The sequence below is a fragment of the Streptomyces sp. D2-8 genome (genome assembly GCF_023184515.1).
Classification (GTDB): domain Bacteria; phylum Actinomycetota; class Actinomycetes; order Streptomycetales; family Streptomycetaceae; genus Streptomyces.
This window is the reverse complement of the sequence record NZ_JAAHBP010000013.1, coordinates 174487-198098: the sequence shown is the minus strand read 5'-3', so window position 1 is coordinate 198098 and position 23612 is coordinate 174487. Positions and strand designations below refer to the sequence as shown.

22 protein-coding genes, 1 pseudogene and 1 riboswitch are annotated in these 23612 nt (G+C 72.3%); of the genes and pseudogenes, 11 read left to right on the top strand and 12 right to left on the bottom strand.

The genetic code is table 11. The annotated features are described in order from the left end of the window. Positions 1–27: 27 nt before the first annotated feature. The gene (locus G3I77_RS23520) at positions 28–405 is read right to left on the bottom strand and encodes a helix-turn-helix domain-containing protein (RefSeq protein WP_248506868.1); all 378 of its coding nucleotides are present in this window, start codon (positions 403–405) and stop codon (positions 28–30) included. Between the two features lie 91 nt (positions 406–496). Between G3I77_RS23520 and G3I77_RS23515 the strand changes: the two genes are divergently transcribed. Next, positions 497–1351: an SDR family oxidoreductase gene (locus G3I77_RS23515; protein ID WP_248506867.1), complete on the top strand. Its 855-nt coding sequence runs from the start codon at positions 497–499 to the stop codon at positions 1349–1351. A 134-nt stretch (positions 1352–1485) separates the two neighbouring features. Further along, a complete protein-coding gene (gene rarD, locus G3I77_RS23510; RefSeq protein ID WP_308311410.1) occupies positions 1486–2499 on the top strand; it encodes an EamA family transporter RarD in 1014 nt (337 codons plus the stop codon). 80 nt (positions 2500–2579) lie between these two features. On the opposite strand, the pseudogene G3I77_RS23505 reads toward rarD, so the two are convergent. Both G3I77_RS23505 and G3I77_RS23500 read right to left on the bottom strand, forming a co-directional pair. Beyond that, positions 2580–3659 (bottom strand): annotated as a pseudogene (locus tag G3I77_RS23505) (MFS transporter); the annotation flags it as partial. 263 nt (positions 3660–3922) lie between these two features. Further along, positions 3923–4498 carry a CGNR zinc finger domain-containing protein gene (locus G3I77_RS23500; RefSeq protein ID WP_282573832.1) on the bottom strand — a complete coding sequence of 192 codons (576 nt, stop codon included), beginning with the start codon at positions 4496–4498 and terminating at the stop codon, positions 3923–3925. Between the two features lie 69 nt (positions 4499–4567). On the opposite strand from G3I77_RS23500, the gene G3I77_RS23495 reads away from it, so the two are divergent. Both G3I77_RS23495 and G3I77_RS23490 read left to right on the top strand, forming a co-directional pair. Next, complete coding sequence (locus G3I77_RS23495; protein WP_248506861.1) at positions 4568–5041, top strand: VOC family protein; 474 nt, start codon at positions 4568–4570, stop codon at positions 5039–5041. Between the two features lie 151 nt (positions 5042–5192). Further along, a complete protein-coding gene (locus G3I77_RS23490) occupies positions 5193–6143 on the top strand; it encodes a M28 family metallopeptidase (protein ID WP_248506859.1) in 951 nt (316 codons plus the stop codon). 14 nt (positions 6144–6157) lie between these two features. Here G3I77_RS23490 and G3I77_RS23485 read toward each other — a convergent pair whose 3' ends face one another. Beyond that, on the bottom strand, positions 6158–7537 hold the full coding sequence (locus tag G3I77_RS23485; protein ID WP_248506854.1) for a tetratricopeptide repeat protein: 1380 nt from the start codon (positions 7535–7537) through the stop codon (positions 6158–6160). Between the two features lie 159 nt (positions 7538–7696). Here G3I77_RS23485 and G3I77_RS23480 point away from each other — a divergent pair, with 159 nt between their 5' ends. The 3 genes from G3I77_RS23480 (at position 7697) to G3I77_RS23470 (ending at position 10012) form a co-directional block, all read left to right on the top strand. Continuing rightward, a complete protein-coding gene (locus tag G3I77_RS23480; RefSeq protein ID WP_248506852.1) occupies positions 7697–8200 on the top strand; it encodes a DUF6668 family protein in 504 nt (167 codons plus the stop codon). 5 nt (positions 8201–8205) lie between these two features. Beyond that, entirely contained in the window at positions 8206–9345 is a 1140-nt protein-coding gene (locus G3I77_RS23475) for an amidase (protein WP_248506850.1), read from the top strand. An 85-nt stretch (positions 9346–9430) separates the two neighbouring features. Beyond that, a complete protein-coding gene (locus G3I77_RS23470) occupies positions 9431–10012 on the top strand; it encodes a flavodoxin family protein (protein ID WP_248506848.1) in 582 nt (193 codons plus the stop codon). 3 nt (positions 10013–10015) lie between these two features. Here G3I77_RS23470 and G3I77_RS23465 read toward each other — a convergent pair whose 3' ends face one another. The 4 genes from G3I77_RS23465 to G3I77_RS23450 all read right to left on the bottom strand — a co-directional run bounded on the left by G3I77_RS23465 (position 10016) and on the right by G3I77_RS23450 (position 14389). Further along, entirely contained in the window at positions 10016–10894 is an 879-nt protein-coding gene (locus G3I77_RS23465) for an ABC transporter permease (protein ID WP_248506846.1), read from the bottom strand. Beyond that, on the bottom strand, positions 10881–11867 hold the full coding sequence (locus tag G3I77_RS23460) for an ABC transporter ATP-binding protein (RefSeq protein ID WP_248506844.1): 987 nt from the start codon (positions 11865–11867) through the stop codon (positions 10881–10883). Before G3I77_RS23460 ends, G3I77_RS23465 begins: the two co-directional genes overlap by 14 nt. A gap of 41 nt (positions 11868–11908) precedes the next feature. After that, a complete protein-coding gene (locus tag G3I77_RS23455; protein WP_248506842.1) occupies positions 11909–13147 on the bottom strand; it encodes a DUF2092 domain-containing protein in 1239 nt (412 codons plus the stop codon). A 231-nt stretch (positions 13148–13378) separates the two neighbouring features. Then, on the bottom strand, positions 13379–14389 hold the full coding sequence (locus G3I77_RS23450) for a polyprenyl synthetase family protein (protein WP_248506840.1): 1011 nt from the start codon (positions 14387–14389) through the stop codon (positions 13379–13381). 509 nt (positions 14390–14898) lie between these two features. Beyond that, positions 14899–15068, top strand: a riboswitch (cyclic di-AMP (ydaO/yuaA leader). 3 nt (positions 15069–15071) lie between these two features. On the opposite strand from G3I77_RS23450, the gene G3I77_RS23445 reads away from it, so the two are divergent. Continuing rightward, positions 15072–15851 carry a LysM peptidoglycan-binding domain-containing protein gene (locus G3I77_RS23445; protein WP_248506837.1) on the top strand — a complete coding sequence of 260 codons (780 nt, stop codon included), beginning with the start codon at positions 15072–15074 and terminating at the stop codon, positions 15849–15851. Here G3I77_RS23445 and G3I77_RS23440 read toward each other — a convergent pair. Next, on the bottom strand, positions 15815–16663 hold the full coding sequence (locus tag G3I77_RS23440) for an HAD family hydrolase (RefSeq protein WP_248506832.1): 849 nt from the start codon (positions 16661–16663) through the stop codon (positions 15815–15817). The two genes, G3I77_RS23445 and G3I77_RS23440, sit on opposite strands and share 37 nt — an antisense overlap. A gap of 171 nt (positions 16664–16834) precedes the next feature. Between G3I77_RS23440 and G3I77_RS23435 the strand changes: the two genes are divergently transcribed. From G3I77_RS23435 to G3I77_RS23425, 3 genes are all read left to right on the top strand, one after another. Continuing rightward, positions 16835–17920 (top strand): GNAT family N-acetyltransferase, encoded by a 1086-nt coding sequence (locus G3I77_RS23435; protein ID WP_248506831.1) that lies wholly within the window; start codon positions 16835–16837, stop codon positions 17918–17920. A 20-nt stretch (positions 17921–17940) separates the two neighbouring features. After that, positions 17941–19227 carry a glycosyltransferase family 2 protein gene (locus tag G3I77_RS23430; protein WP_248506829.1) on the top strand — a complete coding sequence of 429 codons (1287 nt, stop codon included), beginning with the start codon at positions 17941–17943 and terminating at the stop codon, positions 19225–19227. A 113-nt stretch (positions 19228–19340) separates the two neighbouring features. Further along, complete coding sequence (locus G3I77_RS23425) at positions 19341–20096, top strand: polysaccharide deacetylase family protein (RefSeq protein WP_248506827.1); 756 nt, start codon at positions 19341–19343, stop codon at positions 20094–20096. Positions 20097–20110: 14 nt separating this feature from the next. Here the strand turns inward: G3I77_RS23425 and G3I77_RS23420 are convergent, their stop codons facing one another. Genes G3I77_RS23420 through G3I77_RS23410 form a run of 3 tightly spaced genes read right to left on the bottom strand, consistent with a single transcriptional unit; the run spans position 20111 to position 23516 of the window. Next, on the bottom strand, positions 20111–21268 hold the full coding sequence (locus G3I77_RS23420) for a glycosyl hydrolase (protein WP_248506824.1): 1158 nt from the start codon (positions 21266–21268) through the stop codon (positions 20111–20113). Continuing rightward, entirely contained in the window at positions 21265–21702 is a 438-nt protein-coding gene (locus G3I77_RS23415) for a hypothetical protein (protein WP_248506822.1), read from the bottom strand. Before G3I77_RS23415 ends, G3I77_RS23420 begins: the two co-directional genes overlap by 4 nt. Then, positions 21699–23516, bottom strand: a complete 1818-nt coding sequence (locus G3I77_RS23410; RefSeq protein ID WP_248506819.1) for a glycosyltransferase — start codon at positions 23514–23516, stop codon at positions 21699–21701. The genes G3I77_RS23415 and G3I77_RS23410 overlap by 4 nt, the downstream gene beginning before the upstream one ends. Between the last annotated feature and the right edge of the window lie 96 nt (positions 23517–23612).

Below are 23612 nucleotides of genomic sequence, written 5' to 3'. Positions count from 1 at the left end.
GAAGGGAACCCCCGGGGCCCGGGCCGCTTACGACGCGGCCCGGGCCTCGTCGTACGCCCGGCGGGCCTGTTCCACCGCGTCCATGCGCTGGTGCGTCCATGCCGCCAGGCCCCGGACCTGCTCGGCGGCCTCGCGGCCCAGGCCGGTGAGGGAGTAGTCGACGCGCGGCGGGATGACGGGCTTGGCGTCGCGGTGGACGAGCCCGTCGCGCTCCAGGGTCTGGAGGGTCTGCGTGAGCATCTTCTCGCTGACTCCACGGCCCGATCCGCTGATCGCCCGGCGCAGCTCACTGAACCGGTACGGGCGCTCCAGGAGCTCGATCAGGACGAGCACGCCCCAGCGGCTGGTGACGTGCTCCAGGACCAGCCGGTGCGGGCACATGGCCTCGTTCTCACTTACTGCCATGCCAGTACCTTACTTCAAAGTGGGTACTTTCCAAGAGTTAGCGCATACCCTAGAGTTAGTGCCAACGCACCCCACAAGGAGAGTCCCCACCATGAGCATCGTCGTCACCGGAGCCACCGGACACCTCGGCCGTCACGTCGTGGAGCAGCTGCTGGAGAAGGTTCCCGCCGAGCAGATCACCGCGGTCGTGCGCAGCGCGGAGAAGGCCGCCGACTTCGCGGACCGCGGTGTGCAGATCGCCCTCGCCGACTACAACGCCCCCGCCTCCTTCGACGGCCTCTTCTCCGCCGGTGACAAGGTGCTGCTGATCTCCGGCAACGAGTTCGACAAGGGCCGGGTGCAGCAGCACAAGGCCGTCATCGACGCCGCCAAGGCGGCCGGTGTCGCCCTGCTCGCCTACACCAGCGCCCCGGGCACCCTGACCGCCGCGCTCGCCGACGACCACCGCGGCACCGAGGAGATCCTGCTGGACTCCGGCGTGCCCTACGCGCTGCTGCGCAACGGCTGGTACCACGAGAACTACACCGAGAACCTCGCCCCGGTGCTGGAGCACAACGCGGTCGTCGCCGCGGCCGGCGAGGGCAGGGTCTCCTCCGCCTCCCGCGCCGACTACGCCGCTGCCGCCGTCGCCGTGCTGACCGGCGAGGGGCACGAGAACAAGACGTACGAGCTGGGCGGCGACACCCCCTGGAGCTTCGCCGAGTACGCGGCCGAGCTGAGCCGGCAGACCGGCAAGGAGATCACCTACAACGCCGTCTCCCCCGAAACCCTGGTCGGCATCCTGACCGGAGCGGGCCTGCCGGAGCCGTTCGCCCAGACCCTCGCGGGCGTCGACGTCTCCATCGAGAAGGGCGAGCTGGTCGTCTCCACCGGCGACCTGGCCCGTCTGACCGGCCGCCCGACCACTCCGTTCACCGAGGCCATCGCCACCGCGCTCAAGGGCTGAACTCCCCCGCCGGGCCCTTGAGTGCCCACACCCCCGGACTGTCATGACCGTATGCCGATACGGGCATGACAGCCGGGGGCGCTCGGCGTTACCGTCGTGGACGCGGACACACGCCAGGCGCGAAGGAGGGGCCCGTGACCGGCAAGCCGAGGGGTGAGCGGCACATAGGACTGCTGAACGGCTTCGCGGCCTACGGGATGTGGGGGCTCGTCCCCCTGTTCTGGCCCCTGCTGAAGCCGGCCGGCGCGGTGGAGATCCTGGCCCACCGGATGGTGTGGTCGCTGGTCTTCGTGGGCGCCGCCCTGCTCGTGCTGCGCCGCTGGGCCTGGGCCGGTGAGCTGCTGCGGCAGCCCCGCAAGCTGGCGCTGATCACGGTCGCCGCGGCGGTCATCACCGTCAACTGGGGCCTGTACATCTGGTCCGTGAACTCCGGGCACGTGGTCGAGGCCTCGCTCGGGTACTTCATCAACCCGCTGGTCACCATCGCGATGGGCGTGCTGCTCCTCAAGGAGCGGCTGCGGCCGGTGCAGTGGGCGGCGGTCGGGACCGGCTGCGTCGCGGTCGTCGTGCTGACCATCGGCTACGGCCAGCCGCCGTGGATCTCCCTCTGTCTCGCGTTGTCCTTCGCCACCTACGGGCTGGTGAAGAAGAAGGTGGGCCTCGGCGGCATCGAGTCGCTGGCCGCCGAGACCGCGATCCAGTTCCTGCCCGCGCTCGGCTTCCTGGCGTGGCTTTCCGCGCAGGGCGACTCCACCTTCGCCGGCGAGGGCGCGGGGCACGCGGCGCTGCTCGCCTCGGCCGGCATCGTCACCGCGCTCCCCCTGGTCTGCTTCGGCGCGGCCGCCATCCGCGTGCCCCTGTCCACCATCGGCCTGCTGCAGTACTCGACGCCGGTCATCCAGTTCCTCCTCGGCGTCCTCTACTTCCACGAGGAGATGCCGCCGGAGCGCTGGGCCGGATTCGCGCTGGTGTGGCTGGCGTTGACGCTGCTCACCTGGGACGCGTTGCGCACCGCCCGGCGGTCCTCCCGGACGCTCACCAACGAGATCAGCGTGCCCAGCACCACCAGGGCGACCGGCACGAACAGCGCCGCGCGGAACGCCGAGAGTGTGGCCTCCGGGCCGGACCCGGTGGACGCCAGGCCGTAGACCGCGGTCACCGCCGAGATGCCGATCGCCGAGCCGAACTGGGTGGCCGTGGTCAGCAGCCCGCCGGCCAGGCCCTGCTCCGCCCCGGCCACCCCGTCCGTCGCCGCGATCGTCAGCGGCCCGTAGGCCAGCGCGAACGCGAAGCCGGACAGGATCAGGGTCGGGAACATCATGGCGTAGGACCAGTCCATGCCGACCGGCAGGAACAGCGCGTACGCGGCCACGGCCAGCAGGAAGCCGCCGACGATCACCCGGGCGTTGCCGAAGCGGGTGACCAGTCGGGGCGTGAGCGTCGGCGCGAGGAAGGCGTCGATGCCCATGACGACCAGGGCCACCGCCGTCTGCAGGGACGACCAGCCGCGCAGTTCCTGAAGGTAGAGCGTGACGACGAACTGGAAGCCGAAGAAGGCGCCGAGGAAGAGCAGCGCCCCCAGGTCGGCGCGTACGACCGGGCCCCGGCGCAGCAGGCCGAGCCGGACGAGCGGATCGGGGCAGCGGCGTTCGACCGCCACGAAGACCCCGGCCACGAGCACGGCCGCGAGGCCCGAGGCCAGGGTGAGCGGCCAGTGGTGCAGTCCGTGTTCCAGGCGTACGACGGTGTAGGCGGCCAGCAGCATGGCGCAGGCGGCGGTGATCGCGCCGGGCAGGTCGAAGGTGCGGCGGCGGTCCGGCGGGGCGTCACGCCGGGGGATCAGGCGTACGGCCGCGACGAGCAGTGCGGCGGCCAGCAGCACGGGCGCGAAGAACACCCAGCGCCAGCCGATCGCGGTGAGCAGACCGCCGATCACCAGACCGAGGGAGAAGCCGGCCGCGCCCGTCCCGGCGAAGACCAGCAGGGCCTTGTTGCGCTTCGGGCCCTCCTCGTAGGACGTGGTGATCAGGGAGAGCGCGGCCGGGGTCATGAACGCGGCGGCGACGCCGGTGACGAACCGGGCGACGATCAGCATCCAGCCGTCCGTCGCGAAGCCGCCGAGCCCCGAGAAGGCGAGGAAGACGGTCAGCCACAGCAGGAACATCCGCCGCCGTCCGAGCAGGTCGGCGGCCCGTCCGCCCAGCAGCGTGAAGCCGGCGTAGCCGAGCACATAGGCGCTCATCACCCAGGCCGCGGTGGCGGTGGCAAGACCCAGATCGGCGCGGACGGCCGGGATCGCCACCGCCATCATCGCGACGTCGATGCCTTCGAGGAAGATCGTTCCGCACAGAACGAGCAGCAGCGCCCAGGCACGGGTGCCCATGAGTCAACACTCCTCCGGCAAGGGACGGCTACGCAACTGAGGGCCGGTTCCCTCTTGTACCCGAGGCCGCCGGCGGATGCTGACGGTGACCTGCGCTCACTGGAGTGGGGCCTGGACGGAGGAGCACCAGGAGGAGGTCGCGCAGGCCCGGACCGCGTACGACACCCGCGCGGCGGAGGGCTCGGAGGCTACGGCTTCGTAGGGGTGTGGCGGGCCCGGTGCACCCGGGCCTTCTCCCTGTTTCCGCAGTGCTCCATCGCGCACCAGCGGCGGCGGCCCGGGCGGGAGGTGTCGACGAAGAGCAGGTGGCAGTTGTGGGCGCCGCACTCGCGGACGCGGTCGGCGTAGGGCCCGGTGAACAGGTCGATCGCGTCGCGGGCGACGGTCGCGAGCAGGTGCGTGCCGGTGGCGCCCGGGGCCCAGGCACGGGTGCCGTCGGGCTCGATGCGGGAGACCAGCGGGGACTCGGCCGCGGCGGCGTTGACCGCGTCCAGGTGGGCGGCCTGCAGGGGGCGGCCGTGAGCGCGGTCGGCCGCGAGCAGGAACACGGCGTCGCGCAGGGTGCGTGCCCGCTCCAGTTCCCCGGCGGAGACGGTGAGGTCCAGCCCGTCCGGCAGCCGGCTGCGCCCGGCCCAGGTGACCAGGTCAGAGGGCTCGTGCAGCACTTCCCAGCGGGCGAAGGCCCCGGGGCCGCCCGTCGTCGTCAGCTCCAGGCACAGGGTGCCGGGGTCGAAGCGGTAAGCCTTGCCCTGGCCCGAGACCAGCGTCAGGCCGGGTGTTCGATCCGGCGTTTCCCCTGTGCGTCCACTCACCTAACCAGTATAAGTGGTTACATGACGCAGACGCCCTCATCACCCACTCCCGTGCACTGGAAACTCGTCATCGACGCGAACGACCCGCACACGCAGGCCGACTTCTGGGCCGCCGCCCTCCGGTACGAGGTCGAGGACAACAGCGCCCTCATCGGCAAGCTGCTCGGCTTCGGCGCCCTGCCGGAGGAGGCCACGGTCGAGTTCCACGGCCGCCGCGCCTTCCGGGACCTGATCGCCGTACGGCACCCCGAGGACCCGTTCGATGAGGAGAGCGGGACCGGACTGGGGCGGCGGCTGCTGTTCCAGCGGGTACCGGAGGCGAAGACGGTCAAGAACCGGCTGCACCTCGATCTGCACCCGGGCGAGGGACGGCGCGAGGAGGAGGTCGCACGGCTGGAGGGGCTCGGGGCGAGTGCGCTGCGGCGGGTGAAGGAGCAGGGCGGCGAGTGGGTCGTGATGGCGGACCCGGAGGGGAACGAGTTCTGCGTCCAATGAGATGCGCGCCGGAGGGTGCGCTCCATAACGCCCTGTCCGAATAAGAACCTTGACGGAGAGTCAGTAGCAGCTTCACCATCCAGGCACCCCATTCACTGTGGGCGGCCCGTGGACACCCCACGGGCCGCCCGACGGAATCCGGAGCCCCCACATGAAGCTCTCCGTTTCCGCGCGCGCCGTCGCCGCGGGCGGCATGGCAACAGCCATGCTCCTGACCGGCGGTGCCGTGGCCGACGCCGCGTCATCCGCTCCCTCCAGATCCGCCGCCGCGCCGGACATACCCGTGGCGAACGTCAAGACCCACCTGTCGCAGCTGCAGTCCATAGCCACCGCCAACGGCGGCAACCGGGCGCACGGCCGGGCCGGTTACAAGGCCTCGCTCGACTACGTGAAGGCCAAGCTGGACGCCGCCGGATACACCACCACGATCCAGCAGTTCACCGCCTCCGGCCGCACCGGCTACAACCTGATCGCCGACTGGCCGGGCGGCGACGCGAACCAGGTCGTGATGGCCGGCTCGCACCTCGACAGCGTCTCCTCCGGGCCCGGCATCAACGACAACGGCTCCGGCTCGGCCGCCGTCCTGGAGACCGCCCTCGCCGTGTCCCGGGCGCAGTACAAACCCACCAAGCACCTGCGGTTCGCCTGGTGGGGCGCGGAGGAACTCGGCCTGGTCGGCTCCCGCTACTACGTCAACCGGCTGGCCACCGGCGACCGTTCGAGGATCAGCGCCTACCTGAACTTCGACATGATCGGCTCCCCGAACCCCGGCTACTTCGTCTACGACGACGACCCGGCGATCGAGAAGACCTTCAAGGACTACTTCGGCGGCATCGGCGTCCCGACCGAGATCGAGACCGAGGGCGACGGCCGCTCCGACCACGCGCCCTTCAAGAGCGCGGGCGTTCCGGTGGGCGGCCTGTTCACCGGGGCCAGCCGGACGAAGACGGCGGCGCAGGCGGCCAAGTGGGGCGGTACGGCCGGGCGGTCCTTCGACCGCTGCTACCACTCCTCCTGCGACACCACCGCCAACATCAACGACACCGCCCTGAACCGCAACAGCGACGCCCTCGCGCACGCGGTGTGGGAGCTGTCGGAGTAGCCCCCGGGCAGCGCCTACCCGTTACGGGCGCGTTCGGTCAGGCGGCCCATGCGGGCGCGGGCCGACTCCAGTTGCTCGACCTCCTCGGCGGCCGGGCCGTCCTCGGCGGCGAGCTCCGTCCACAGGCCGATCAGGTCGCGCCCCAGCTCCAGCCCCAGCGCCGGGTCGCGCACCGCGCGCCAGGCGGTGGCCGCGCTCTCCACGTTGCCGTAGGCGGCCTCCGCGTCGCCGGCCCGGCGGCGGGCACCGGCCAGGTCGAGCGACAGCCGGCAGGCGCGGATCGGGTCGCCTGCCAAGTAGGCGATGTAAGCGGTGAGTTCGCACAGCCGGAGCACCTCGGGGTGCTCCGGCCCCAGCGTTCCCGACGCCTGGGTGACGGTCTGCTCCGCCAGCCCGGCCGCGGCCTCGATCCTGCCCTCCCTCACCGCCTCGTTGATCCGCGCGACCGGCTCCGCGAGGAGCGCGGGCGCGGCGGGATCGCCCGGGGCGGTGAGGGGTTCGTCCCCGAGCACGGCCTCCGCGACGGCGTCGAAGCCGCGGGCGGGGGTGGGCTTGGGGTCGGGGTCGGCGGCGATCAGGGCGTCTTCGGGGACCGGTTCGGGTCGCGGAGCCGGGCGGGCCTCGGGGACGGGGAGCGGCCGCGCGTCCATGGGCGGGGGCGGGCCGAACTCGCCGGTGGGCGGTGCGACGGTGCCGGGCGGCCTCGCCGCACCCGGGGCCGGTGGCGCGTCCTCCGGCGCAGGCTCCGCCGACTCCGGTACGGCACGCAGCCCGAACGTCGGTACGGGTTCATCGGCCGGCTGCGGCTCGGGCACGGCCCGCAGCGGGAACGTCGGGGCCGAGCCGCGGCCGGCCTCCGGCACGGCACGCAGCACGTGCGTGGCGCTGTCGCTCCGCGGGTGCTGCGGCTCGGGCGCCGTCGTGGCGTCACTCCGGGTGGGCCGCGACTGCGGCTGCGACTGCGGCGGGGCCGGGGCTCCGCCGCTCCGGGCGTGCTGCGGCTCGGGGGGCTTCACGGCGTCGGTGCCTCGGGCGTGCTGCGGCTCCGGCGGGTTCGTGGCGACCGGCTCGGCCGTGAAGTGGCTGGAGCCGTCCGGGTCGACCTGGAGCGGGACGACGTAGCCGATGCGCTCGTCGCGGATCGTCGCGAGGACGGGATGGCCGGCGGCGAGGGCGATGTGGTGGAGGCGGTTCAGGACGGCCCGCTGGATCTCCTCGCCGGGGGCCGCGAAGACCGGGACGCCGCCGACGGAGGCGCCGTCGGACACCCCGCCGGTTCCCCCTCCCACGTCCGTTCCGGCCCCGGGGACATGGACGTCGATCGGCGCCGCCGGGGTCACCGCGCGTGCGGCCTGCTCCTGTTCCCGCTTCTTCTCGCGGCTGAGTCGCGACATCGTCCCCTCACTCGGCGTCGTACACCTACCTGCGAGTGTGTCCGCTCGCCCCGGTTTCTCACGTCACCACGGTGTCACAGGCTCGTCCCAAGGCCCGCCGGCCTCGGCACGGTCGTTCCCGAGGGCATGAAGAGCGGGTGCACGAGGGAGGAGAGGGGCATGCACACAGGCATGCGACAGGGGCCGGAGATCTGGCTGCGCGGCCCGGTGACCGCCCCGGAGCCGGGACCGCCGGAGCCCGCGCACGACCGTGCCGTGGCACGGCGCTTCTCCTGGGTCGGCACGCACGGCGGCGCGGGCGTCTCCACGCTCGCCGCGGTCTACGGCGGCCACGACAGCGGCCGGTCCTGGCCCGGCCCCGGCGACCCCGCGTCGGTGCTGCTGGTCGCGCGGACGCACGCGGCCGGACTGGACACGGTCGCCGGAGCGGTGGAGATCTTCCGGCGCGGCCGGGCTCCGCAGGGGCTCGACCTGGACGCCGTCGTCCTGGTGGCGGACGCCCCGGGCCGGCTGCCGCGTCCGCTCGCCCAGCGGGTCAGGTCGCTGGAGTCGGTCATCGACGTGTACCGCGTGCCGTGGGTGGCGTCCTGGCGGCTCGGCGAACTGGGCCGTCCGCCGCGCGAGACGGAGGCCCTGGCCCGGCTGACGGGAGCGGCACGCTGACGGCCGTGCCCCTGTCGGCCGGGGAGATCGCGGCGGGTGTACGGGCCCGGGAACTGCGCGCGGCGGACGTGGTCGCGGCGGCCCTGGACCGGATCGAGCGGGCCGATCCGCGGCTGTGCGCGTTCGTCGAGGTGTGGGGCGAGGAGGCGTTGCGGCGGGCCGGTGAGCTGGACACACGACTCGACCGGCGGGGCGCCGCCCCGTCCCTGCCGCTGGCCGGGGTGCCGGTGGCCGTGAAGGGTCGGCGCGGGCTGCACGCGGCGGGCCCACTGCTCGCGGCCGGTGGTGTGGCCGTGGGCGCGACGTCCGTGCCCCGGCCGGGAACGCCCTGGCAGACGTGGGGGCTCGGGGCCCGCGGCCGGACCGTCAATCCGTGGCGGGCCGACCGGACGCCGGGCGGCTCGTCGGCCGGGGCCGCGGCGGCCGTGGCGGCCGGGCTGGTGCCGCTGGCGACGGGCGGCGACGGGGCCGGTTCGGTGCGGATCCCGGCGGCGTGGTGCGGGGTGGCCGGCCTGAAGACGACGCGCGGACGGCTGCCGTCGGGCGACCGTACGGGGCTTGCCGTTCCGGGGGTGCTCGCCCGCTCGGCGGCGGACGCCGAGCTGTGGTGGCGCGTGGTGTCCGAGGAGCCGGTGCCGGCCGAGGCGGCCCTCCCCGTCACCGCCGTCTGGTCCCCCGACCTCGGTTTCGCCGGACCCGATCCGGAGCCCGTCGCGCTGGCCCGGGCGGCCGTGGAGCGGCTCGCGGCGGCAGGGGTCGTACGGCTCGTGCGGCCGCGGATGCCGTTGCGGCTGACGGACCCCGGGCCGGCCTGGCTCGCCCTGCGCACCCCCGGCGCCGATCCGGCCGGGGCCGAGCGCGTCCGGGCGGAGAACGACCGGCGGCTCGCCGGGCTGTTCGCCGATGCCGAGCTGCTGCTGACCCCGACGGCGCCCACCGCCCCGCACGGCCACGAGGGACCCGGGAACCGCTACTCCACCTCTCTCACCTGGGCGTTCAACCTCAGCGGACATCCTGCGCTGAGCCTGCCCGCGGGGTTCGGCGGCGACGGCTGCCCGGCCGGGCTCCAGCTGGTGGCGCCGCACGGGCGGGAGGCGCTGCTGCTGGCCGTGGCACGCGAGGCGGAGGCGTGCACCGGGGGCTGACCGGCACCCCTGGCAGATTTACTTGCGTACGCATATGATGCACACGCACGTAATTGACGTACGCCGAGTTTCCAGAGGGGCACCCATGACCCGCCGTTTCCTTTTCGTCCTGGGCAGCGCTCGCGCCGAGGGCAACTCCGAGCTGCTGGCCCGCCGGGCCGCCGAGCAACTGCCCCCGGACGTCGAGCAGGAGTGGATCGACCTCACCGGGCAGCCGGTGCCGGACTTCGAGGACCTGCGGCACGACACCGACCACGTCCGCCCGACCGAGGGCAACGTGGCCCGGCTGCTCGACGCCACGCTCGCGGCGACGGACATCGTGATCGTCTCGCCCCTGTACTGGTACTCGGTCTCCGCGCAGACCAAGCGCTACCTGGACTACTGGTCGGGCTGGCTGCGCACGCCGGACCTCGACTTCAAGGCGACCCTGGCGGGCCGCACCCTGTGGGGTGTCACCGCCCTCGCGCACACGCAGGAGGTGGTCGCCGACCCGCTCGTCGGGACGCTCCACAACTCCGCCGCGTACATGGGGATGCGCTTCGGCGGGGTGCTGCTCGGCAACGGCAGCAAGCCCGGTGACGTGCTGAACGACGAGGCGGCACTGACCCGGGCGAAGACCTTCTTCGCGCAGGAGGCACCCCTGGCCAGGTTCCCGTACGAGGACTGAGCGCTACGCGGTGATGTCCTTCGTCGTGAAGCGCGCCCACGCCGCCGACCCGAACACCACCGCGTACAGGGCCTGGAGACCGAGGTTCTTCGCCAGCTCGTCCCAGTAGACCGGCTCGCGCATGAGGTCGGCGAAGGACAGCCAGTAGTGGGAGAAGAAGTACGGCTGGAGGGCGTGCAGTTGCGGGATCTGGTCGAGGATCTGGACCGTGATCAGCAGGCCGACCGTCGTCGCCATCGCCGCGATGCCACTGCCCGTCAGGGTCGACACGAACAGGCCGAGCGCGGCGACACCGATCAGTGACGCGGCGACTGCCAGGGCGATCAGCAGCGCTCTGCCCAGGCCCTCGGCGAAGCTGATCCGCGTACCGGAGATGGTCGTCAGGTCCCCGAGCGGGAAGAGCAGCGCGCCGACCGTCAGCGCCGAGACGGCGACCACGAGCGTGGCGGCCAGGCAGAAGATGACGACCGTCGCGTACTTGGTGAGCAGCAGGCGGCTGCGGCCGGCCGGGGCGACCAGCAGATAGCGGAGCGTGCCGGAGTTGGCCTCGCCGGCGATCGCGTCGCCCGCGACGACACCGACCGCCATCGGCAGGAAGAACGGGAGCGTGGCGGCCAGGGCGGTGAAGACCAGGAACAGGCCGTTGTTGGTGATCTGCGAGATGAAGGCCGGCCCTCCGCCGCCTCCGCCCCCGGGCGACGATCCGTCCCCCGTCTCGATCTTGACGGCGATGCCGACGAGGATCGGTACGCCCGCCAGAACGGCCAGCAGCGCGAGCGTGCGCCAGCGCCGGAAGGTGGTGACGAGCTCGTTGCGCAGCAGCCCGAAGGTCCACAGCGGGCTCACCGGCCTTACGGATTCCACGACTTCAGCCCGCGACATCGAAGCCCTCCCCCGTCAGCGCCACGAACGCGTCCTCCAGCGAGGCCCGTTCGACCGTGAAGCCGCGCACGCGGACCCCGGCCGTCACCAGCGCGGCGTTCACCTCGGCGAGGTCGCGGTCCGGTGGTTCGCCGGTCACCCGGTCGTCGGTGACCACGACGTCGCCGACGCCCTGCTCCTTCAGGACCCGGGCCGCCTCCGCCGGGTCCGGTGTGGTCACGGCCAGCCGGCCGCGCGCCCCGGCGGACAGCTCGGCGACCGGGCCCTGCGTGATCAGCCGGCCCTGCGCCATCACGGCCGCGTGCGTGCAGACCTGCTCGATCTCGTCGAGGAGGTGGGAGGAGAGGAAGACGGTCGTGCCGTCCGAGGCCAGTTCCCGGATCAGGGTGCGGATCTCGCGCATGCCCTGCGGGTCGAGGCCGTTGGTCGGCTCGTCGAGGACGAGCAGCCGGCGCGGCCGGAGCAGCGCGGCCGCGAGACCCAGGCGCTGTTTCATGCCCAGGGAGTACGCCTTGGCCTTCTTGCCCGCGGCGGCCGTGAGGCCCACCCGGTCCAGGGCGGAGGTCACCCGGGCCCGCCGGGTGCGCGGATCGGCGGCCGGGTCGGCGCTGTCGTAGCGGATCAGGTTGTCGCGGCCGGAGAGGAAGCCGTAGAGGGCCGGGCCCTCGATGAGGGCGCCGACGTGCGGCAGCACGGCGCGGGTGGCCCGGGGCATGGGCCGGCCCAGGACCCGGGCCGTGCCGGAGGTGGGCTCGATGAGGCCCATCAGCATGCGGATGGTGGTGGTCTTGCCGGAGCCGTTGGGGCCGAGGAAGCCGAAGACGCTGCCCGCCGGGACGGTCAGGTCGAGACCGTCCACGGCGAGCTGTCCGCCGCGGTAGCGCTTGGTGAGCGCGCGGGTGGCGATGACCGGTTCCCCGGTCTCGGCCCGCGCGTCCCGCTGCTCCGGTTCCGTGGCGGACGGTTCGCCCATCGGCTTCCTCGTTCTCTCGACGCCCCGTACGCGTACGGGACTTACTTCCCGGCGTCGGCCGCCTTGACGAGCGCGTCCTTGGTGACCAGGCCCGCGTAGACCTTGCCGTCGTCGGTGATGAGGGCGTTGACCAGGCGGGTCGAGAAGACCGTGCCGGAGCCGAACTTTCCGTGGACCTTGTCGCCGAGCGAGTCCATGAAGCCGCCGAGGTCGCCGCCGGCCCCGCCGGAGGGCACGCCCTCGCCGCCGGTGTCGAAGGTGGCGATGGCGTTCCAGCCCTCGCCGATGGTCTTCATTCCGTCGAGGCCGCCGAGTCCCTTGCCGAAGTCCTCGCCGGCCTTCGGGGCGTGTTCCCTCGCCCCGCCCTTGTCGAAGGGCTTGCCGGAGGCCTTGCCCAGGTCCTTCTCCTCGGTGACCTTCGCGCCCTTGGGCGGGGTGAAGTCGAAGGTGGAGGCGGCCGGTTCGGCGAAGCTCACCTTCGTGAAGCCCGCGTCGACGACGGCCGCGCCGCCGCTCGCCGGGGTCAGCGTGAACTTCAGCGGCATGCCGGTCTCGGCGTCCACGGCCACGGTGATCGCACCGACCGTCGAGCCGGACTGCTTCGGCTTGATGAGCAGCTTGTAGGCGTCCCGGCCGGCGACCTGGGCGGTGCCGTCGACGGTCACGGAGGTCGTGTCGTCGACCGCCTTCAGGGCCTCCTCGGCGAAGTCCTTCGGCGTGGCCGGCGGCTGCCGGTCCTTGCCGCGCTCCGGGCTCTCGGAGGAGGTGCCGTGGTAGACCTCGTTGGACTTGCTGTCGTAGCCCCAGACGTCCTTGCCGTTGTGGATGACGCTGTACTCGGCGGCGTTCTCCAGCAGCGACAGCTTCTGCTTGTCCGGGCCGTCGGCGGCGACGCGCAGGGTGTGGGTGCCGGAGGCCAGTTCGGTGAGCTTGGCCGTCGGTTCGGCGGAGGAGCCGCCCTCGTCCTGGCCCGCGGCACCGGACAGCAGGCCGGACTCCAGGCCGCCGAGGTTCGGCAGGCCGAGGTCCGTGCTGACCTTCACGGTGCCGGACAGCTGCTGGACGTCCGACTTCGCGATCTTCTCGATGAGCTGCTGGGCGGTGATCTTCGGGAGGTCGGGGTCGCCGGAGTCGGCGAGTGCGGGGACCAGGCCGATCGTCGCGGCCGCCACCCCCACCACCGTGACCGGGACGATGTACCGCGCGGCTTTGCGCCGCCCGGAGCGCTGCTCGTCGGCGTCCCCGCCGGTCGTGCTGTCGTCGGATGCGTACGGTGCCATGTGTGCCCTACCTCCGTGGTCGGCGGCGGCTGTCCGTGTCGTCCACGCACTCGTCCCTGAGCCGCCATTCTCACCCGAACAGGTGAGGAGTGGTGTTTTCCGTGGTCTCCATCTGACCAAATCGGCCAGGGAGATACGTCAGACCCCGGACTCAACTCCGTGTACTGCTGGGGTATGACACGGGAGGGCGGCTTCTCCCCCGACCCGTAGGGGTCGTACGGGAAAGGCGTGCTAGCCGGCCCGGTGCACCACCGCGTCGCACAGCTCCAGGAGCGCCGTCTTCGCGGTGCACTCCGGCAGGGGTGCCAGCGCCGAGCGGGCGTCCTGGGCGTAGCGGACGGTGTCCTTCCGGGCCTGTTCCAGCGCCGGGTGGGCCCGCAGCAGGCGCAGGGCCTCGGCGTGCCGTGCGTCGTCGGTGAGGTCGGAGTCGAGCAGCTCGCACAGGGCGATGTCGTCGGCGAGCCCGAGCCGGGCCGCCCGCTCACGCAGCCGCAGCACCGGCAGCGTGGGGATGCCCTCGCGCAGGTCGGTGCCGGGGGTCTTGCCGGACTCGTGGGAGTCGGAGGCGATGTCCAGGACGTCGTCCGCGAGCTGGAAGGCGACGCCGAGCCGCTCGCCGTACTGGGTCAGCACGTCCACGGTCGTCTCGTCGGCGCCGGACATCATCGCGCCGAACCGGCACGACACGGCGACCAGCGAGCCGGTCTTGCCGCCCAGCACGTCCAGGTAGTGCTCGACGGGGTCCCGGCCGTCCTGCGGTCCGGCCGTCTCCAGGATCTGGCCGGTCACGAGGCGCTCGAACGCCTCGGCCTGCACCCGCACGGCCTCCGGGCCGAGGTCGGCCAGGATGTGCGAGGCGCGGGCGAAGAGGAAGTCGCCGGTGAGGACCGCGACGGAGTTGCCCCAGCGGGTGTTCGCGCTCGCGACGCCGCGGCGCACGGCGGCCTCGTCCATGACGTCGTCGTGGTACAGCGTGGCGAGGTGGGTCAGCTCCACGACGACGGCCGAGGGCACGATCCCGGGCGCGTACCGGTCACCGAACCGGGCGGAGAGCATCACGAGCAGCGGGCGGAACCGCTTGCCGCCGGCCCGCACCAGATGCTGGGCGGCCTCCGTGATGAAGGGCACCTCACTCTTGGTGGCCTCGAGCAAGCCTTCCTCGACAGCCGTCAATCCGGCCTGGACATCGGCTTCCAGAGCCTGGTCCCGCACGCTCAGCCCGAACGGCCCGACGTCGGTCACGAGGGGTCTCCTGTCTGCTGTGTCTGCCGGTGGTTACGCGGATTGTCGATAGGTCGCTGCCCTCACTCGAGTCAGCGTATCCGGTCACGTTTCGATCACCGCCAGCGCCCATGGTTACAGGCCGGGTGGTATCCGATCACGACCGTTATGTTTTCGATCAACCCATAAGAACAGATATTTATCGACTTACCTACAGGTAGCGAACTATGCACGATTTGCCGAGATGAGTAGGCGAATTCCTGTTGGCGGAAATTGCCCCACGGGCTCGTGATCAGTGAGTTGAATCACTTCCTCCCCTTTTCCGTCCCCCCTCGACACCGGCCCGTACCGCCTTCCCCTGAACGCCACTTGGGTCTTGGCTCCCGCAAAGGATCAAGCGGCGCAAACACCCCTGACCAAGGTCAACCGCGCGATATGTGATTGAGGTGCTTGTTCCCGACAAGTGCTCTCGCATACGTTCCCGGCCTGTCCGGCGGACGCCTAATCCTGCCGCCGCCCGGACTCCCCACTGAACCGACTCACTCACGCAGGGCAGGAGCGGGGGACCCAGGTAAGTCGCCGGTCCGCACAGCGGCACGGCTCGGGGTGAAGCCGCGCACGGCACACAGCGCCGTACGCGGCCGGGCACCTCCCGGCCCGAACCCGACAGCTCACCTCGCAGGCGCCGGAGAGGAACATCACCATGGCCGGACGAGGCAAGCACCGTCGCCCCAGAACCAACCCGCTGACCCGAGGCTTCATCGCCGCCGGTACCGGCGGAGCCGCACTCACCCTTCCGCTCCTCGGCGCCACCCACGCGAGCGCCGCAGAGCCCCAGAGCGCACCCGCCGCCGCACAGTCCGTGCCACAGGCGGCCCAGCCCGCCAAGTCCCTCACGCACACCGTGGCCAAGGGCGACACGCTCTACCGCATCGCGGACGAGTACGACGTCCCGGGCGGCTGGAAGCAGCTCTACAAGGACAACCGCGCCGCCGTCGGCGACGACCCGAAGCTGATCCACCCGGGTCTGAAGCTGACCGTGAAGACCACCAAGACGGACGCGGCGAAGAAGACGGCGACCAAGTCGTCCGCCCCCGCCAAGCCGGCCGCGAAGCCCGCCGGCGGCGTCGCCAAGGCCACCCAGGCCTCCGCGAAGACCTACACGAACAACCTGGACGGCTGGATCCGCGAGGCGTTGGACATCATGGCGCAGAAGGGGATCCCGGGCTCCTACGACGGCATCCACCGCAACATCATGCGCGAGTCGTCCGGCAACCCCCTGGCGATCAACAACTGGGACTCCAACGCCGCCAAGGGCACCCCGTCGAAGGGCCTGCTCCAGACCATCGACCCGACCTTCCAGGCCTACCACGTGGACGGCACGTCGTGGGACCCGTACGACCCCGTCGCCAACATCACCGCGGCCTGCAACTACGCGGCCGACCGCTACGGCTCGATCGACAACGTCAACGGCCCGTACTGAGCCCTCCCGCCCAGCAGTCGTTCGAGGACGACGGCGATGCCGTCGTCCTCGTTCGACAGGGTGACCTCGTCGGCCACGGCCTTGAGTTCGGGATGGGCGTTGGCCATCGCGACGCCGCGGCCGGCCCAGTCGAACATCGGAATGTCGTTGGGCATGTCGCCGAAGGCGATGGTGTCCGCGGGCCGCAGCCCCAAATGCTCGGCGGCCAGCGCCAGGCCCGTCGCCTTGGTGATCCCGCACGGCTGGAGCTCGACCGTGCCGGGCCCCGACATCGTCACCGTCGCCAGTGAGCCGACCACCGAGCGGGCCGTCGCCGCCAACTCGTCGTCCGACAGATGGGGATGGCGCAGCAGCACCTTGCTGATGGGCTCGCCCCACAGCTCGTCGCGCCGGTCGACCCGTACGGCGGGCAGGGTCGGGTGCGGCATCAGATAGCCCGGCTCGATCAGCGTGAGCCCGTCGACCCCGTCCTGGTCGACCGCCGCGTACACCTGACCCACCTCGGCCTCGATCTTGCCGAGGGCGGTCTCGGCCAGTTCCCGGTCCAGGGTGATGGACCACAGCAGCCGGTCCGCGCCGGCGTCGTACACCTGCGCGCCCTGCCCGCACACCGCGAGCCCCGTGCATCCGAGGTCGTCCAGGAGCGGCCGCACTCTCGGCGCCGGCCGGCCCGTCACCACGAGGTGCTGGGCACCGGCGTCCGCCACCCGCGCGAGGACGGCGAGAGACCGGTCGGAGAGGGTGTCGTCGCCGCGCAGCAGCGTCCCGTCCAGATCGGTGGCGATGAGTGAATATGCGATGGGTGCGGCCATGATCAGAGAATACGGACAGCGCGCCCCTTCGTTTCATCGGACGGCAGACGCCGATTGCCCGGTTGAAGGCCTCTGTACCAGTTGGCAACAACATGCTCCGCTACCTACCCGTGGGGCCGTCTCGGGCGGTACCTTCCAAGTGTCCAGGGGGGACTTGATCGGGGGGTCAGGTTGAGCAGTGGGCGCATACGCGTGGCCGGGCCCGGGGAGCTCGGCGAAGGGGAGAGGGAGCGCTGGCGTGCGCTGCGCGCCGCCTCGGAGGCACCGCGCAGCCCTTTCATGGAGCCGGAGTTCACCGAAGCCGTCGGCCGGGTCAGGCCGGGAGCCCGCGTCGCCGTGGTGTACGAGGGGTGGGAGCCGGCCGGCTTCCTGCCCTATGAGCGGGGCCCGTTGGGGCAGGGCCGGGCGATCGGGCTCGGCGTCTCGGACGCGCAGGGCGCGGTCCTGCGGCCGGGCCTGGACCTGGAGACGGGCGAACTGCTGAAGGCCTGCTCGGTGTCGAGCTTCGCCTTCGACAATCTGGAGGCCGAGCAGCGGCTGTTCGTCCGGTACGCGGCCGAGGAGCACGCCACCTACGTCATCGACGTGGAGAAGGGCTACGAGACGTACGAGTCGGTGCTGCGCGCGCAGTCGCCGAAGTTCCTGAAGACGACGCTGGCCAAGGAGCGCAAGCTGGGCCGGCAGGCCGGCGAGCTGCGCTTCGTGTTCGACGAACGCGAACCGGCCGCGCTGCGCACACTCATGGAGTGGAAGTCCGCGCAGTACCGCAGGACCGGCCGCCGGGACCGGTTCGCCCAGGAATGGATCACCCGGCTCGTCGGGCAGCTGGCCCGGACCCGGGCGGCGGAGTGCAGCGGCACGCTGTCCGTGCTGTACGCCGGTGAGCGGCCCGTCGCCGCGCACTTCGGCCTGCGTTCGGCCTCGGTGCTGGCCTGCTGGTTCCCGGCCTACGACCCGGAGTTCGCGAGGTTCTCGCCGGGGCTGGTGCTGCACCTGCGCATGGCCGAGGCGGCGGCCGCCGCCGGCATCGGCATGCTCGACCTGGGGCGGGGCGCGGCCGAGTACAAGGACGCGCTGAAGACGGGCGAACTGCCCGTGTACGAGGGTGCGGTGACCCGTCCGGGGGCGGGCGCGGCGCTGCACTGGCTGAGCCGCGAACCGGCGCGCCGCGCGCACAGCTTCGTCCGCAGCAGGCCGCGGCTCGCGTCGCTGGCCGCGCGGACGCTGAAGGGCGCGGCTCGGCTGCGCCGTACCTGACACACAAGGGGGGTGGGCGCATGGCCCGTTCGGCGGGTGCGCAGGAGGAGATACGGCGGTTCCTGGACATCGGGGCGGTGCAGGTCGCCGAGCTGGACCTCGACGGTGACGAGGCGGTGCTCAGACCCGGTCCGGGGAGTCCGCCCGTGACGCACGGCGAGGTGTTCGTGCTGGTCAGGAGGGGTGGCCGGCCCGTGGGCACGCTGCTCGGGCGGGTGCCGGAGGGGGTGGATCCCAGGGCCGTGCTGGCGGAGCGGGCCCGGGCGGAGTGCGGGCCGGCGGTCTTCGGCGAACCCGGGGAGCCGCCGTACGCGAGTGTCGTCGTCGCAACCCGGGAGCGGGCCGGGCAGCTGGCCCGGGCGCTGGACTCGCTGCTGGCGCAGGACCATTCGCGGTTCGAGATCGTCGTGGTCGACAACGCGCCCGTCACGAGCGAGACGCGGGAGCTGATCGAGCGGAAGTACGCCGAGCGCGTGCGGTACGTCTGCGAGCCTGTTCCGGGGCTCGCAGCCGCCCACAACGCGGGGCTGGACGCCGTGCGCGGCGAAGTGGTCGCCTTCACCGACGACGACGTGGTCGCCGACCCGCGGTGGCTGACCGAGCTGACCGCGCCCTTCGCCGCCGACACCGGACTCGGGTGCAGCACCGGGCTGATCCTGCCGGCGCGGCTGACCACCCCGGCCCAGGTGCTGCTGGAGAGTCACGGCGGTTTCGCGAAAGGCTTCACTCCAAGGACGTACGACCCGGCGCACCCGCCGGGCGACGAGCCGCTGTTCCCGTTCACGGCCGGGCGGTTCGGCTCGGGCGCGAACATGGCGTTCCGGACGGCGGTGCTGCGTTCCGTCGGCGGTTTCGACCCGGCCACCGGTGCCGGGACGGCCGCCCGGGGCGGCGACGACCTCTACGGCTTCGTGCGCGTCCTGGCCCAGGGGCACCGGCTGCGGTACACGCCGTACGCCCTGGTGTGGCACCACCACCGGGAGACCTGGCGGGACCTGGAGACCCAGGCGTACGGCTACGGCGCCGGGCTCACCGCCTATCTCACCGCGGTGCTCGTGAACCGTCCCGCGCTGCTGCCGGCGTTCCTCGCCAGGCTGCCGCGGGGTCTGGCCCACGCCCGCGCGCTGACCGCGGTGCGCGCGTCGGAGGGGGCCGCGGGCGGCGGGACGCCGGGGGATCACGACGTACGGACGCATCCGTGGCCGCGACGGCTGTCGCGGTTGCAGCGCAGGGGGATGCTGTACGGGCCGGTCGGCTATCTGAAGGCGCGGCGGGCGCTGCGCGCGACTGCTCGGGGGGCGAGATGAGGACGGACGGCAGAGGCGGCGCGGAGCGCGGTGCACAGGGCGGCGAAGGGCCGATAGCCCCCGCGGGTGCTGTCGGCACCCCCGCGATCCCCGTCTTCCTGTACCACTCCGTGATGGACGATCCCCCGGACTGGATCGCCGAGTTCACGGTCACGCCGAAGCAGTTCGCCGCGCATCTCGACGCCGTGGTCCGCAGCGGCCGTACGCCCGTCACGATCAGCGCGATCGCCGATCGTCTGGCCGGGCGGGCGCCGCTGCCGGACCGGCCCGTGCTGCTCACCTTCGACGACGGGTTCGCCGATCTGCCCGGCCCCACCGCCGAGGCCCTGGCCGAACGCGCGCTGCCCGCCACCGCCTACCTCACCACCGGCGCCCTCGCCCCCGGCGGCCGCAGTCTGCTGCCGCCCGCCCCGATGATGACCCTGGCCCGGGCGGCGGAGCTGGAACGTTCCGGCATGGAGATCGGCAGCCACACCGTCACGCACGCGCAGCTCGACACCCTGTCCGCGAAGACCCTGGCGTACGAACTGCGCACCTCCAAGGCCGTGCTGGAGGACGCCCTCGGGCACGAGATCCGGCACCTCGCCTACCCGCACGGCTACAACAGCCCCCGGGTACGGGCCATGTCGGCCCGGGCCGGCTACGAGACGGCGACCGCCGTACGGCACGCGCTCAGCTCCGACCGCGACGAGCGGTACCGCATCGCCCGGCTCATCGTCCGGCGCACCCACACCGTCGCCGACGTCGAGGGCTGGCTGGCGGGGGCGGGCGCGCGGGTCGCGCCGTACCGGGACGGGCCGAAGACCATCGCGTGGCGGTGGTACCGGCGGGCCCGTGCGGTGGTGCACGGGCCCGAGTTCGCGGGCTGACCCCGGCAAGGGGGTCAGCGCAGGGGCTGGTTGAGGTAGGGGTCGGCGACCGCCTTGCGCAGGCTGTCCCAGGCCGCGTCGTTCGCCAGCGCCAGGTTGCAGTGCGGTCCGGGGTCGCGGTAGTTCCACTGGAGGGCGGCCTTGACGCCGTCCAGGTCCTTCAGCACCCCGGGCACCTGCGCGTACCACTCCGCCTGCCGCTGCGGGCGGCCCGAGTCCGCGGCGGTGCCGAACTCGGAGAGCATCAGCGGCTTGTCGTCGGAGATGTTCGCGCGGATCCAGTCGTGCGTGGCGTTCTGCGTCTGCGCGAAGGTCAGCCAGCCCGCGTCGTGACAGCGGTAGTAGTTGTACTGGTTGTAGCCGACCCAGTCGACGTAGTCGTCACCCGGGTACATCTTCTTGATCTCGTCGGCGTGGTCGAGGTACCCGGTGGTGATCCACGTCCACACCACGTTGTCCACGCCCAGTTCGCGGAACCGGTCGTGGAGGTGCCGGTAGGCCTTCACGTAGTCGGCGGGCGTGCCGCTCGCCGGGGTGCGGGTGTCCATCTCCAGGTCGAAGGAGAGGAACACCTTCTTGCCGTAGTCCTTGATGCGCCGGGCCTGGACGTCGATGACCTTGTCGTCCAGCTCGCCCGCCGCGATCTGTTTCCAGGTCGGCTGCTGCTGTTTCGTGCCGCCCCACCACTTGCTCTCCCAGGAGAGCAGCAGCAGGTGGTCCTCGCCGACGCGCTGCTCCTCCGGGGTGAGCAGCTGGCCCTCCCGCCGGGTGCCCGAGGCCAGGGACATGTCGTGGTACGTGTACACGATGTCGAGCTCGCGGCCCACACGCTTCTCGTAGGCACGCACCTTCTCCGGCAGATCGTCCCGCTCGTGCGGCACGAACGCCCCGAACCAGGCGCCGCAGGGCGGTTCCAGGAGGGCCGTGGGGCGGCAGTCCTCGGAGCCGGTGGCTCCCGAGTCCGGCCCCGATGCGTCCCGCAGGGCGAGTCCGGCGACCAGGACCGCGCCGACGACCGTGACGGACGTGATCAGCAGTCGGCGCCGGCTCGATGCCGACGGCCCGGCGGCCTGTTCCTGGTGCGGATTCCCCTCGTGCGGATTCCTGCGGGGCTGTCCTCCGGTCGTGCTGGGCTTGCGGCGAAAGGGACGGTGGGGACGGTTGAACCTCACTGAGCGGAACCCTTCGGTGTCCTCGGTGTCCTCGGCGGCGGGGAGGCGCGCAGCGGCGGACAGAACGCGGCGAGTGTGGTCAGCAGGGTCAGCGTCAGCAGCACTCGCTGCGCGCTGAAGGTGTGCGTGGCGATCAGCACGGTCGCGACGAGCATCACCGCCCCGATGCTCAGGAACAGCGTCAGCATCAGCCGCTCCAGCAGGTCGGAACGGCGGGCGAAGTCCGGGTCCCGGCGCTCCACGGGCCCTTCGGCGGGCCGCGCCCCCAGGGCGGGGGCGCAGACTCTGACCACGGCCGCGCCCGGGCCCGCCGCCAGGAAGAGCACGACCGCGGCGCCCCGCAGCGGCGACCCTCCGGGCAGGGCGAGCGCGGCCAGCGCCAGCCAGCCGCCGAACGGGGGCAGCATCCGGACCACGAGTTCCTGCGGTGTCATCGCTCCGCTCCCTCTGACTGCCTCAGCACGTAGAGCCATCCGGCGTTGTTCTCCGCCACGAGCCGGAAGCGCGGCGATGCGGCGACGGACTTGCGGATGCGGTCGAGTTGCGCCTTGTCGAGCTGCCCGTTCATCTCGGAGTTGGCCAGCTGCCCCTGGGTGAGCAGGAAGTAGGCCCGGGCCGGCCGCTCCACCCCGGCCATGTCACTGGCGAGAGTCGCGGCCGGGTTCCGGACGATCCGGTCGACGTGGCTGCGGGCGTCGTCGAGGAACCAGTAGTGGTCGACGCTCCAGTAGGAGGCGTACGCGTCCGGGTAGTTGCGGTTGGCGGCCACGACCAGCGAGCCGTCGGGCGCCTGGTCGAAGAGCTGCCGTACGAGGGCCACTTCCTGCGGTGGGAAGTAGTTGATCCGGTCCTTGCCGGAGTAGGCCGGGACGAACGCCAGGGTTCCGCCGAGCAGCGCGGCCAGCGGCACCCAGGTGCCGGCCCACCGTCGGCGGGCCTTGGCGGGGCCGGTGGCCTGCCGGTTGCCGTCCTCCCGCTCGGCGGCGTCGGCGGCCAGGGTGCGGACCTTGGGCAGCAGCGCCGCGGCGGCGAAGAAGGCGGCGCCGGGCAGCATGAACAGCAGCACCCGGAAGATCATCTCGCTGCCGTAGCTGCTCGCCGCGAACATCGGCAGCGGGGCCGCCGCGACCAGCAGCAGGGGCCACGCGCGGTGGCGCAGCACCCGCTGGCGCAGCACGCCGACGGCCGCGAGCAGCAGGACGGAACCGGACAGCAGCCGGGCCGCCCAGGAGGTCGCGATCGCTCCGGTGCCGGTCGGGGTGGCGCCGTAGCCCGTCTCGACGTTGGCGCCGACGTCGCCGATGGAGCGGATCATGTCCGGCATCGCCGCGGACAGGAAGGGCAGCGCGGCCGTGAGGCACCAGGCCAGGAAGATGACGACGGTCGTGGCCACCGGGACCCAGTCGCGGTAGCGGCGGCTCAGGCACAGGGCGAGCAGGCAGACGGCCAGCATGCCCGGGGTGAGCTGGTGGGAGATGACGATCGCCACGATCATGACGGTGATCACCACCGTCCACACCGCCTGCCGCGGCCGGCCGCTGTGCCCGGCGGACCGGCCGAAGCGGCGCAGGACGACGGCGAGGACACCCACATGCAGCGCGTACGCCACGGACTGGGGGGAGAAGTAGTCCTGCCCGACCCAGTTGGCGACGCAGAAGAGCCAGACCGAGGTCCAGATCAGCCGCCGGTCCTCGGTGAAGGTGCGGTAGATCAGCAGGAGCGGGAGCAGCAGCATCAGGCTGGTGACCAGGGGCCACCAGGCCATGAACATCGCCGCCGAGTCCACGCCCAGCAGCCGCTGCAGTGCGGCCTGGGCGGCGAAGAAGCCCGGCCACTGGTCGTACACCGCCATGTCGCCGACCTGTTCGGCCGACTGCAGGCCGCCGGCCGTCAGCAGATGGTCGATGACCGCCTCGTGCTTCCACGCCCAGGCGTACAGCGGGGTCGGGTAGAGCACGGCCTGCGTGGCCCGCTCCATCACCAGCAGACCGAGCACGTACGCCGCCGGCCAGGCACCCGGCCGGCGCGCGTCGCGGACCGTGAACCAAAAGCCGGTGGTGAGCACCGCGAGCCCGGCCCAGAAGGCCGGGTGCAACGCGCTGACCAGCCCGTAGTCGTCGAGCCGCGAGACGTCGGTGTGCCGCACGGCGTACGCCCAGAGGGCGAGCGCGACGAGCAGCGGAACGCCGGGCCAGGTGAGCGCGCGGCGCCCGGACCAGGCGGGGGGCAGGTCGGACAGATCCGTCACGGGCTCATGGGCGGGGCTCGACGATTCCGAGGAGGAGGGGCTGGAGGACTGGCTGGCCGTCTCGGGGCCGCCGGGGGTGTTCGCGCCGTCCCGTGC